Source organism: Loigolactobacillus rennini DSM 20253 (assembly GCF_001436505.1).
Taxonomy (GTDB): Bacteria; Bacillota; Bacilli; order Lactobacillales; family Lactobacillaceae; genus Loigolactobacillus; species Loigolactobacillus rennini.
Map to the genome: position 1 here is coordinate 1 of NZ_AYYI01000044.1, position 13,003 is coordinate 13,003.

Consider the following 13,003-nt stretch of genomic DNA (forward strand, 5'->3'; position numbering starts at 1 on the left):
TCTATACAATTCAGAAATCTTTTATGCATTTACACAAAATATTTTACGCTCTCAGTAATCTACTTTAACAAAGTACATATTCGCCGATACGGCAGAACCAGTCAAGGATGTCGTCTGGTTTTGAAAGGGTTGCGTATAAGATTTTAATGGTGCTGCTTGGACTGTGGTTTGCCACCAAAATAATCCTGCCAACATGCCTAAAACGAGAATTAACTTATTGATAACGCTTGGTTTTATACCAACGTGCTTGCTGATGAAAGACTTGTTCACGAATATACCCCACCATTCCATAAACCGCCACTGCTAACCACATTTGACTATATGTAATGTACATTAAAATAATAATCAATAAATTACTGAAACTCATCTCACCTTTTTCAGTAGTGATGGTGATATAAGTACTAACAATAAACAAAATAATCGCTAATAACCATAACCAGTTGCTAAAACCTTTTAGATCAGAATGCACGTAACCGGCAACGGATAACACGAACACAGTATCCGACAAGACTAGTGATGTCATCAACAAAAAATAAATCGACAAAAAGTACAACAAATCAAAGCGAATCGGCCGACCTACTTTTTTAAACAACAACTTTGTGTTTTTCAAAATGACATAAATATTGCCCTTAACCCAGCGTGTGCGCTGATGAAACCAGACTCCCAATGTTTGAGGCTCCTGTTCCCAAGTGACCGCTTTAGGCTGAAATTTAATCCGATAACCACGCATGTAAACTCGAAAGCTAATTTCGGTATCTTCAGCTAACGCTTTTACATCCCAACCACCAACTTTTTCAAGCAAAGAGCGACGAATCACATAATTTGTTCCGGGAATTGTACACAAATGAAATAATTTTTGCCGCCCAGCTTGTGCCATCCACTGAAAGGAAGTGTTTCGATATTGATGAACCGGGTCAACAGCGTGGCATTTTTGTTTCGCGTCCGGAATTTGCCAATTACAGCGCCTAATTGCGGATCTGCCATCAATTCACCTACCAAAACCCGTAAAGCAGGTTTTTCTGGTGTATTATCCGCATCATAAATCGAAATAATATCCCCTTTAGCATGCGTCAATCCAATGTTTAACGCATTAGATTTACCCTTACCACCATTAGTTTTATCTGTGTTAACCACTTTTAAATGCCGGTTAGGGTGTTTAGCCTGTAACTGCGCCAGCAATTCTGCTGAATTATCATCTGAGTTATCGTTGATCACAATGATTTCATAATGATCGTGGGGATAATCAAACCTTAACAAGGCTTCCACTGTTTTAACGATAACCACACCTTCATTATGCGCAGGTACCATAATCGACACAAATGGCACCTTTTTTGGTAACGGACGGGGTAAGCGGTCTACTTGTTGTAAGTAACCGATATACCCGGCGATAACCAAAATAACATTCACCACTAAAATTAACCAGATTGCAATAATTGAAATGAATAATGCAAGATCTAACACTCCCATAACGCACCTCCTCAACACATACTCATTTTATTTACGGCGAAACATATTACGGTATACACGTCGGCCAATGAAAAAGAAGACCACTAATATGACCAGCACAATAATAATAAAAACGATTAATACCTGACTTTGAAAGTCAAAGAAACCATTCATTGCTGCTTTATAAGGCTTGGGTTGTGACTGTTTCTTTTGCTCAACTTGCATAGCAGGAATTACAATTTGCTGATTATTTACAAAATAAGAACCACTTTGATAGCGAAAGGCTTGGTTACCAATCTGCAAATTAGTTTTAAAATTAGCCGTTGCTGGATTATACCAATTCCAACGTGTCCGCTTAATTTGTCGCTTTAAACTGGCCACTCCCTTTTTTGTACTAGGTAAGCTAATTGTTACCGCTGTAGGAACATTAAATTGTAGCTCAGATTGTTGTGTCAAATCCGTCCCACTTTTTACTGTTGCTAAAGACCGCGCCGGCAGTGCGTAATAAGCACGGTGGTAAACACCACCAGTATTGCTTTGCCGCGCATAGACTTTGGCTTTTGCTTTAGGATTGGCCAATAACAGTACATAATCACTAAAATCTAGTGCCCGAGCACGGTACACATCATCTTGATTCCAATAATTCACCGTGCTAATCCCCACTGGAATCACCTGATGACGCGTTAAATCCGTTAATTGGCGGTACATAACTTTGCCTAATTTAGGCCCTGTTTTTTTAGTCGTATCGTAAATTTCTGGTGTTTGCAAAAAAATAATGCCATTGCGGTTTTCAATTTTTTGTAATGCCCGCATATAGCGATTAAAGGCTGGCATATCTGTGTTCACTTGAATACTAGTCGCACTTACCGCAAAAGGAATTCCTTGCTGATATAAAAATTGACTCACTTGATTCAGATACTTTAACTTGCTTACAGGTGTCACATGTGTCAATGTCAGCAATGGTGCCTGCTGGCCAGCTTGTTCACCAAACAATTCGCTGATTAACTGACTAGCCGCCAAAAAGCTTAATCCTTTGCGTTGATAAAAAGGCAAAAAACCGTTGTGACCATTTAAAACACCATAAGGGTACTGAGACTGCTGCGTTGGTATCTGGGTTTTTAACGTTCCAATAGCTCGCCCTTGATTTTTTTGTGTGACTACTTGTATGGAATCGCTAAAGGGTAATAACTGCTGGTGCCGGTTAGCCGTTAAATAAAATTGCTGGTGGTGGACCGTTTTAACCTGCACATCTAAAGCCTGTTGCTCATCTGCAACTAATTGCGGACCAATATGTAATTTAACACCAGCAAATTGTTGCCGGTCTTTCACAAAATGATGACTGGAAAATTTCATCTGCGGCCAATTAATCATGGTGATGACACCTTGAAAATCATAACGAGCTAAGTCACCTTTATGGTACTGATCAATCGCAATGGTATGCACTTCAAGATTTAAACTGGTCAATAAACGCTGAACTGAATCAACTTTCCGTTCTGCCTGTTCATTAATATTTTGACTATCGTAGGCTAAAAGTACTTTAGGCGTTACCGCTGCTTGCGCTGGCACTACCCATAACAACCCTAATATTAAAAGTAATCCGATCAAAAATCGACGCAAATTCTCACTTCCACTTCAGCGTGCTTTCCCAGTTTGTTAAGAAGACACAATCGGCTGCCACAAACGATGATTGGCAATATCACTACCCAATAATAATAACAGCAAATCACTTGTAATAGCGACCATAAATACATGCTTGGCCAGATCGGCATCACCATCACCAACAATTGCAACCACCATCACACCTAAAATAATTGTGGTGGCGGCTACTACAAAACTAAAACGCATGATCATCTCTGGCTGGTGTTCTTTAAAACCTTGATAGGCACTAAACGCATAAACTAAAATCAAAGTAAAAGTGTAAAGAACATAAAACGCAAATTTACGCGGGAAAAAAGCGCCCATCATAGTACTGTACAAAGTGAAATAATGCGTTTGTGCGCCTTTAGGCTGACCAGATGCCGCAACATAATCGCCTACTGCTTTAACTTGAGTTAACTGACCATCTTTAGCAACCAGATTTAACATTGTACTAAATTCATCTGGATGACGTAAATAATGCTTTAATACCCAGGTGAAATTATAGCGCTGAATTAAATTCTTTTGCATGTAAGCGGAACGCGTCGATAGTGGCATATAATTTTGATAATAAGTTGTGCCTTTCAGCAACGCAAACTGGCGGTCAATACCGCCTTCACTTAACGCTTTTTCAGGATTTTTAGATTTTAACAAAACACCGCGAGTCATAGTTTGATAACCATTGATATCATTAAAATCCTTGGTAATCAGCATGTAAGTTGCCACACCAGATCCTAACACCAACAACGTTGCTAAATAAATGAATAAACGGTTATGCCGTTTTTGGACTAGCGCGAGCAACGCCAGTGACATAATGGCGAAACTTAATGCTAAAGGTGCATTTTGCTGTTTTACTGTGATCAATAAAATAACACTGACGAAAAAAGTCAACATTAAGGGCCACCTGCGGCGATAACGTCCACGTGCAAGTAATAGAAATGCAGAGAATGCATAAAGCATTCCCAACAACATCACTGGCTCTGCAAATAAGGAATTAAAATATAAAGTCAGAGATGAATCCGCAAAAACAAAAACTACGGCCAAAGCAACTAAATAATTTTGGGACCGTTTAGCCGGAAAAGTTAACGCCTCAGTTAATAAATAAAGCGCACCTAAGTAAAACAAATAATAAACTAACCCAAGAAAACGGATGTCGAAAATAGTCCGACTATAAAACAACTTATTCAAACCAATGGCCAACTGCACAAACAACGGTTGCGAGGAGAACAGCGTGGCTTGATGTTCGTTAAAATAACGCATAATCCCGTAAGTTTGCACCACATAAGCATTATGGTTATAAGCTTGACCTAAACGATGGTACAACCCATTACTGTACATGACCCGATAAAAATCACCATTATCAGCATAACCGTGAATTGGGGGCACAAATAACAACCAGCCAATAATTAACGCCGCTAAAATCACGGCGAACTGTGCTGGTGAAATGTGACGAGCAAACCAAGAATAGCCCAGTTTTAATTTACTTTTAAACTGCTGAATTACCATCTTGTCTCCTCACCTATAAACCCATTACCGTTAAATTAATATGATGATTGAGCTAAATCATAAGCCACTAATGCGGTTAAATTATCAAACGAATACGCCTGCTTAGTCGCCGCATCACCTAAACCACCAAAGAGCGGGGAAGACTTGGACGTCACCTGAAAAGTTGCCACGTGTTGTAGTGCTGAACGATAAAGCTTAGCGTTGCCGGTGGTTTTACCGATCATCGCTGCCAACGCATACCCACCAGCAGATTGATCCGTCGTCAATGCTTGCCCATTTTGATCATAACGATTATATAACTTACCTGCACTTACTTGCTGCTGCACCCAATTTTCACTGGCTGCAGGTAGTTGTTTCACCTGCGCTAAATGTAGCATGGTCAGCAATGATTCCACAACATTCAGTTTCTTACTGGCAACATACCGCTTTTTAGCATAGCTAAATCGCGTTTTATAAAGTGGTACTTGTGCGCCCAGGTAGCCCTTTTTAACCAGTCGCAATTGCTGTTTGAACTGTCGGTTTCCTTTGCGTCCACGTGCAAAATGCTGTAATGTCTCTAAATCCAAGTAACACAAGGTAATTGTCTTTGCGTGCTGGCCAGTTTTGCCATCGGCATAATCATATAAGCGACCGTCTACTAAACTATTTCGTTTAAGGCCGCGATATAAAGCATTGGCTGTTTTTTTATACCGTTTACTGTGGAATTTCTGATTATATAGCAATAAACTATTAATAATCCGCAAGTCATCGACACTGGCATTGACTGGTGAACGTTTTTTTGTTTTAGGATCGTAGCGGTAGCTAAATTGATGATGGGCATAAAACGTCTTTTTAGTTTGCTGGTAAAAGCGCCGGAATTTCTTCTTTTTCCCGGTCAATGCAAGATGCTGCAAATAAAGTCCTGCAGATTCACTCAACATTTCATGGCCACTAGCTGTGTCTGCACGCTGATCAGTTTCTAAGTAATTGGTATAGATGCCCTTTTTTGCCACTAAACGCTGTTTAACAAAGTGCTGCAGCTGCTGTTGCTGTTTCACTTGATTGCCAGTTAATTTTGCTGCCCTTACTGTTGGGCCTGGCAGTACCAAAGTGAAACTAAATAAAATGGTTAAAAGTAACCCAATTCTTTTAAACATCACATCATCCCTTTACTCACTTACTTAAATGCTTCTGCCGGCTGGGTTAGTGCGTTTGAAGTAATAACGCAGCGCCGCTAAAATCCGTTCTGCCGCTTGTCCGTCACCATAAGGATTTTTAGCCTGTGCCATTTTCTGATAAGCGTCAGTATCATCCAATAACTGCGTCATTGCCGCTTTGACTGTTGATGCCGTTGTGCCCACTAAACGCAGTGTCCCTGCTGTCACACCTTCAGGTCGTTCAGTAGTGTCACGTAAAACTAACACTGGCTTACCTAACGAAGGGGCCTCCTCTTGCACACCTCCCGAATCAGTCATCAAAAAATAACACCGAGCAGCTAAATTATGAAAATCAACCACATCTAACGGTGCAATCAAATGAATGCGCGGCTGATTGCCTAAAATTGCTTGAGCAGCTTCTTGCACCACCGGATTCAAATGAACTGGATAAACTAGTTCAACATCTGGGTGGGCAGCCACTACTTCTCGCATTGCTTTAAATACACGCTGCATCGGTGCGCCTTGATTCTCATGCCGGTGCATCGTCACTAAAATCATGCGTTGCTGGGGTGCAATTTTTTGCAAAACTTGGTGGTGATAATCCGGGTCAACGGTTTGTTTTAACGCATCAATTGCCGTATTACCAGTGACAAAAATGGTTTTTTCTGGATGGTTTTCCTGTAATAAATTGGCTTTGCTCTGCGGTGTGGGCGCAAAATACAAATCACTTAGCACATCCGTTAATTGCCGGTTCATCTCTTCTGGATAAGGTGAATATTTTTGCCAAGTGCGCAAACCTGCTTCAACGTGCCCCAATGGTACCTGATGGTAAAAGGCACTGATGCTGGCTGCAAAAGTTGTGGTAGTATCGCCGTGAACCAAGATAACATCTGGCTTAGTTGTTGTGATGACTTGATCTAAATGTGTCAATACCCGGGTGGTAATATCACTTAAAGTTTGCCGCTGCTTCATAATGGCTAGATCATAATCTGGTTTAATCTTAAACACGTTGAGTACTTGATCCAACATTTGGCGGTGCTGCGCTGTGACTACCGTGACCGGCTCAAATTCACTTGATTGTTTAGCTAACGCTTTAACCAGTGGTGCCATTTTAATGGCTTCTGGTCGGGTACCAAAAACTAACATGACTTTTAATTTTTTCATCGCTAAAATTCCTTTTTATAGGTTAGGCATTAATATCTAATTATAACGAAATTAACCTGAAATGCCAGCACCGGATCGCTTTCACCAGAGTAATTCCAACAACACTTTTAAAAAAGGTTGCGACGATTCTCTATTGCCGCAGCCTTTTTTGAAAGTGTCATCAAGCTAAATGATTAAATAGCACTTACCGTAATTAATGATTTAATCGCCTGACGCTGATCCATAGCCTGATAGGCTTCTTCAATGTGATCCAAGTCAAAACGTTGCGTAAAGACTTTGCCCGGATTGATTTTACCACTTAAAACTGCTTCTAACAAAACCGCGCGGTCATGAGTGGTTACCGCTGCAATTCCACCACGAAGCCCAATGTTGCGTGAAAAAAGATAATCCGTATCGACTTCAGCATTTTGTGGTAATCCCACTCGGCCGACGACTGCACCTGCATGGCCAACCCGAATTGCGGTATCAATTGATTGTTTAGAACCCACGCATTCTAAAACAGCATCTGCGCCACGTTGATCTGTCAAAGCCATTACCCGTTCAACTGCTGCATCATCACGCTCCGGTACAATATCAGTTGCACCAAATTCGCGGGCTAACTTTTGTCGTTGTTCATGGCGGCTCATCGCAATAATGCGCTTGGCTCCCAATAAATTAGCGGCAATGACGCCACACAATCCTACAGCACCATCACCCATGACAACTACTGTTGACCCAGGCTTCACTTCTGCACTGATAGCTGCATGGTACCCTGTTGCCATCACATCAGCCAAGGTTAATAGTGAGTTTAATTGCGCATCTGAATAGCTTTTCGGGTCCCCCGGGATTTTAACTAACGCCCAGTTTGCGTTGGTATATCTCAGGTATTCTCCTTGGTACCCGCCATTACTACCAGATTCTTTGTTTAAACAATCACCGTCAAAACCAGCTAAGCAAGCTGAACAGTGCCCACAACCATGCGTAAACGGTACGATGACAAAATCACCTGGTTTAACTTGGTCCACTGCCGAACCTACTGTTTCCACAATGCCAATTGCTTCATGTCCAATTAGTGAGTTTGGTTCACGTTCAGTAATTCCTCGGTACCACCAAAGGTCTGAACCACACACACAAGCACGTACAATCCGAATAATCGCATCAGTTGGTTTTTGAATCTGTGGCTTAGCCACTTCTCGAACATCAACCTTTCCCGGTTCGATAAAAACAGCTGCTTTCAAGACATCATCTCCTAAAAAATTTAATGGTCCATCTACCTTTAAGGATATCATTTTAAGTGCTTAAAAGTTTGCTTTTCTGATTAATTAAAGGTCACTGCGCATAAAAAAGTGCGGGCCAATTTGTGATTAACAAATCGGCTCGCACGTGATTTAAACTGACTTTACCATTATTTAATCAATTAAAATTTTGCCAAATATGACTTATCTAATTTTTTAATTGTTCAGCACTTTGACTCAGCGCAGTTGCTAATTCCGCACTATATGCCTGGCCAATCACTTTTTCATAGGCTGCATGTAAAGCACGCCACGCTGCCTCAACTTCAGCCGCCTTTTGAATGCCAGTTTGCGTTAAGTAAACTTTGGCTAAACGACCTTGGCTTTTAACGGTTACTAAATTTTGATACTTTAGTCTTTCTACAAAGCGGGCAATTGTTGATGGCGCAGTTGCTAAAGTTTCTGCGATATTTTTTTGTGCTTGCCCATCCTTTTCCCTTAGTACAAGTAAAATAAAGCCATAGGTAGGGGCCAAACCAACCGATTTAAAAGCTTGTTCAGCGTATTTATTCAACACTCGGTCTAGCTTCTTAACGGAAAAGAATAAACAGTGATTCAGCTGCGTTTTAATCGACTGCCCCACCTTGGCCATCTCCTTCAAAATCCAACGCTAAACCTTGTTGGTGCAAAACGGTCACGATTTCATCCCGTTTAAGCCAACCTTTAGCTAATTTTTTACCATTAATCTGATGCGTGAAGGAATCGATCCGCCGATTAGCATCACGTAAATCATAATAGGTACGAACAACTTTGTCATAAGCTTTTAAATCCGTTGCCTTAAAGCCAGTTTGGTAGGTATTTTCAAACGTTGTAAATGCCAAAGGTAACCGAGGTTTTAACTGTGGTTTCTGTGCTGGCACACCAACCTGTAAACCTAGCACTGGTAAGGTTAGCGGCGGCAAATTCAACAAGCGTACCATTTTTTGCGGATCATCATTGATTTTGCCCAAAATAACCCCACCTAACCCCATGCTTTCTGCTGCATTTAAGGTGTTTTGAACAGCAAGGACAGTATCCTGTAAAGCTTGGAAGAAAATATCCGTGGTGTGTAACCGACCATCATCGTTGCCAGATTGTTGTCGAATTTGTTGATTCCGATATAGATCTAACACAAAAATAAACAAATCACCGTTGCCACCAGCATAATTCAAAGCAGTGACATCTTGAATTGCTTGCCGCTTTTTAGCATCCGTAATGTGTACAATACTAAACTGTTGCATGAACATACTAGTAGAAGTATGCCGCGCAACTTCTAATAACGTCGTTAATTGTTCTTCAGACAGTGACACATCCTTAAATGCCCGGATGCTTTTGTGATTCAATTGATGTTTAATCGTTTCATTTTCAATCATCAAAACTTACCCCTTTCATTAAAACACATACCAAGTATCAGTTATAGCCTAGCATTAATTGCATGTACACACAATTAAACGACTAAAAAATTAATTAAATAACCTAAGCCGTTTTAATTTTAAAGTAACGAAAGTAACTAAAATTGCTTTAAGGCAGTCGCCTGGAATAAAAATTAAACTGCCTAGCAATGCTGCTTTTAAATTAACTGCTGTCACAAAAGTTAGATAGATTGCGCCACAAAAATTCACCCATAAAATACCGCCTAAAATATTACTGCCTAACAACCACCAAAAATTTAATCCGTGACCGCCAAGCTCACTTAAATAGCCAATGATAAAAGCAGCCACTGGCCAAGCTAAAAAAATAGCCCCCCGTCGGCCCCAGTAAAACAGCCCAGCCACCACGACCACCGGCCAAAAATGGCAACCCTAATAGCACTAAAATCGCCACAACGCTCACACTAAGCGTGCCATCTCGCTTACCTAACAAACTGCCTGCCAGCATAATGCCCATGGACTGTAATGTAATCGGTACTGGAATAAACGGTAAAGTCAGTGGCGGCATTAAACCTAACACAATGATAATTGCCGCGACTAGTGCTGCATACACAATTGAACGTGTCTTCATAAACAATTACACTCCGATTTTCAATTAGGATAATTGTTATTTTATAGGAATGTGCTTTTTACTGCAATGTGTTCCTTGCGGTTCAATAATAGTTGGAATAAAATGTACCGTCTAATGTACCGTCTGTAAATCCAGTTTGATACTTTTTAATCCATTTAGTTTAAAAATAAAACAGTCCTGTACTAACCTTTTAAAAGGTTAGTACAGGACTGAACTGGTTTAAAATCCTTTTATTCTATTCCCATTCAATCGTGGACGGTGGCTTAGAGGTTATATCGTACACAACGCGGTTAACGTGGTCGACTTCATTAACAATCCGGACTGAAATCTTTTGCAGCACGTCCCAAGGAATCCGAGCAAAATCAGCAGTCATGCCATCAATCGAGTTAACTGCTCGAATTCCGATAGTGTAATCATAAGTGCGGCCATCGCCCATAACCCCGACACTGCGGAAACCGGGCAAAACGGTGAAATATTGCCAGATGTCACGCATTAAACCGGCTTTTTTAATTTCATCGCGTAAAATAAAATCACTGTCGCGAACAATTTTTAATTTGTCCGGCGTAATTTCGCCAATAACACGAATACCTAAACCAGGACCTGGGAAAGGTTGACGCCAAACTAAGGTTTCTGGCATGCCTAATTTTTCGCCTAATTCTCGGGCTTCATCTTTAAATAATGTCCGTAAAGGTTCAATCAGTTTAAAGTGCATGTCTTTAGGTAACCCCCCCACATTGTGGTGTGATTTAATGGTTTGCGCAGTATCGGTACCACTTTCAATCACGTCGGTGTACAAGGTACCTTGCGCTAAAAAGTCGATGTCTTTTAGTTTAATGGCTTCGTCATTGAAAACTTGAATAAATTCATTCCCAATAATTTTCCGTTTCTTTTCTGGTTCGGAGACACCGGCTAGTTTATCCAAAAAGCGTTTTTGGGCATCAACTTTGATGATATTCAGACCAAATTTACCAACCAAGCTGTCCATGACTTGCTTGGCTTCACCTTTACGCAACAGGCCATGATCGACAAAAATACAAGTCAACTGTTTGCCAATCGCTTTGTGCAGTAAAACACCGACAACGGAACTATCAACACCACCGGAAAGTCCTAATAACACTTTACGAGAGCCTACTTCTTGGCGGATTTTCTCAATTTGCATCTCAATAAAATCATCCATGGTCCAATTGCTCCGTGCACCGGCAATGTCAAACGCAAAGTGGCGTAAAATCTCCCGGCCGTATTCCGTATTGCGGACTTCTGTATGAAATTGTAGTCCGTACAACTTATGTTTTGCATCTGCCATCCCAGCAATTGGACAATTTTTACTGGTTGCAGTCTGAACGAAACCATCCGGTACTTTAGTGACCAAATCACCATGACTCATCCACACCGTCTGATCAGCTGGAAGGTCTTTAAAAATTGGTGTACTTGAATTTGTTACATGGATATCAGCGTGGCCGTATTCCCGACTAGCTGCAGACTCTACCACACCACCAGGTAAAATTTGTGCCATTAGCTGCATGCCATAACAAATACCTAAAATCGGAATGCCTAAATTAAAGATTTCAGGATCGACCCGAAACGCGTCTTTGTCGTAGACACTATTTGGCCCACCAGAAAAAATAATGCCTTTAGGCTGCATCGCTTTGACTTTAGCTGCTGATATATTGTGTGACAGCAGTTCTGAATACACGCCAAACTCACGAATACGTCGTGTAATTAATTGATTATATTGACTACCAAAATCAAGGACGATAATTTTGTCAAAATCTTGCATTTTTGTCGTTGCCACCGAAGCCACCTCACTATAGAATTATTGTACTAATTGAACTTTCATATTATTTTCAATAAACACATTCTACTGATTACCATTGAGTTGGTCAACAGTTTACCCTAAAACTGTGTATAAAAAATGCTTGACATTAGAATTTGCGTAAATAAATTTGATTGATTCGATGATTCTCCGTTTTATGTAAAATTACATCTGCCCGACTGCGGGTAGGTAAAATGTAGTCGCGTAAATTAGGCAAATCATTAGTTCGCCAAACCCGTTTTGCCATCGCTAAAGCCGCACTGCGATCACCAATAGCATAAGGATAATAATAATTTGATGGATCGGTAAACGCGGTATCCAGCAACAATTTAAACCGATCTAAATACCATTTTTCAATTAAAGCGGGATCAGCGTCAACATAAATCGAAAAATCAAAGAAATCACTGACATAGATCTGTTGATTACTAGGTAATTGTAAAACGTTGATCCCTTCCACAATTAAAATGTCTGGGGAATCAATAATATCATAATCGTCCGGCAACACATCATAACTTTGATGCGAATATTTAGGGGCTTTAATCGGGCCTAAGTTATTTTTCACTTCATTCATAAAAGTGATTAAATGTTCCATATTATAACTTTCTGGAAACCCTTTGCGTGCCATTAATCCGCGCCGCTTTAACTCAGCGTTTGAATATAAAAAACCATCTGTGGTAATATTTTGGATTGTTTTTGTAGGGTAAGCCCGCGTCAGCAGAATTTCCAACAAACGGGCCGTTGTACTCTTTCCCACCGCAACGCTACCGGCAATTCCCACAATAAAAGGCGTTTTATGTAAATGCAGCCTTAAAAAGTTCGCGCGGTTTTGTTGCTGATTTTGGTACTGATTGTAATAAACATGAATTAAATGTCGTAAAGGCAAGTAAATTTCTTTCACATCAGCTAATGAAATCCGGTCATTTAATGACTTGGCCTGGTTTAATTCAGCTTGTGATAGTGGTGCCATGCCATTACGATAGAATCTCTTCCACTCTTTCCGATCAATCTTGTAATAATTCATTTCATTTTGCAAAACTAACTTCCCCCGATAT

At 40.5% G+C, this 13,003-nt stretch carries 11 protein-coding genes and 1 pseudogene; all 12 read right to left on the reverse strand.

The features are described from left to right. Window positions 1-214: 214 nt before the first annotated feature. The 12 genes and pseudogenes from FC24_RS06980 to coaA all read right to left on the reverse strand — a co-directional run bounded on the left by FC24_RS06980 (window position 215) and on the right by coaA (window position 12,984). Window positions 215-1,467: pseudogene (locus tag FC24_RS06980) on the reverse strand (glycosyltransferase family 2 protein). A 27-nt stretch (window positions 1,468-1,494) separates the two neighbouring features. After that, a complete protein-coding gene (locus FC24_RS06985) occupies window positions 1,495-3,063 on the reverse strand; it encodes a hypothetical protein (RefSeq protein ID WP_057874176.1) in 1,569 nt (522 codons plus the stop codon). Window positions 3,064-3,099: 36 nt separating this feature from the next. Beyond that, entirely contained in the window at window positions 3,100-4,587 is a 1,488-nt protein-coding gene (gene wsfD, locus FC24_RS06990) for a glycan biosynthesis hexose transferase WsfD (RefSeq protein WP_057874177.1), read from the reverse strand. Window positions 4,588-4,622: 35 nt separating this feature from the next. After that, a complete protein-coding gene (locus FC24_RS06995; protein ID WP_057874178.1) occupies window positions 4,623-5,723 on the reverse strand; it encodes a glycosyl hydrolase family 8 in 1,101 nt (366 codons plus the stop codon). A 24-nt stretch (window positions 5,724-5,747) separates the two neighbouring features. After that, entirely contained in the window at window positions 5,748-6,887 is a 1,140-nt protein-coding gene (wecB, locus tag FC24_RS07000; RefSeq protein WP_057874179.1) for a non-hydrolyzing UDP-N-acetylglucosamine 2-epimerase, read from the reverse strand. A 173-nt stretch (window positions 6,888-7,060) separates the two neighbouring features. Then, window positions 7,061-8,104: a zinc-dependent alcohol dehydrogenase family protein gene (locus FC24_RS07005; protein ID WP_057874180.1), complete on the reverse strand. Its 1,044-nt coding sequence runs from the start codon at window positions 8,102-8,104 to the stop codon at window positions 7,061-7,063. A 205-nt stretch (window positions 8,105-8,309) separates the two neighbouring features. After that, window positions 8,310-8,741 carry a MarR family winged helix-turn-helix transcriptional regulator gene (locus FC24_RS07010; protein WP_057874181.1) on the reverse strand — a complete coding sequence of 144 codons (432 nt, stop codon included), beginning with the start codon at window positions 8,739-8,741 and terminating at the stop codon, window positions 8,310-8,312. Then, on the reverse strand, window positions 8,725-9,510 hold the full coding sequence (locus tag FC24_RS07015; protein ID WP_057874182.1) for a nitroreductase family protein: 786 nt from the start codon (window positions 9,508-9,510) through the stop codon (window positions 8,725-8,727). The genes FC24_RS07010 and FC24_RS07015 overlap by 17 nt, the downstream gene beginning before the upstream one ends. 90 nt (window positions 9,511-9,600) lie before the next feature. Beyond that, window positions 9,601-9,858 (reverse strand): biotin transporter BioY, encoded by a 258-nt coding sequence (locus FC24_RS11760; protein ID WP_235807338.1) that lies wholly within the window; start codon window positions 9,856-9,858, stop codon window positions 9,601-9,603. Beyond that, a complete protein-coding gene (locus tag FC24_RS11765; RefSeq protein ID WP_235807339.1) occupies window positions 9,827-10,138 on the reverse strand; it encodes a biotin transporter BioY in 312 nt (103 codons plus the stop codon). Before FC24_RS11765 ends, FC24_RS11760 begins: the two co-directional genes overlap by 32 nt. A 235-nt stretch (window positions 10,139-10,373) precedes the next feature. Then, complete coding sequence (guaA, locus tag FC24_RS07025; protein WP_157059097.1) at window positions 10,374-11,915, reverse strand: glutamine-hydrolyzing GMP synthase; 1,542 nt, start codon at window positions 11,913-11,915, stop codon at window positions 10,374-10,376. A 145-nt stretch (window positions 11,916-12,060) separates the two neighbouring features. Beyond that, window positions 12,061-12,984, reverse strand: a complete 924-nt coding sequence (gene coaA / locus FC24_RS07030; protein WP_057874184.1) for a type I pantothenate kinase — start codon at window positions 12,982-12,984, stop codon at window positions 12,061-12,063. Window positions 12,985-13,003 lie beyond the last annotated feature (19 nt).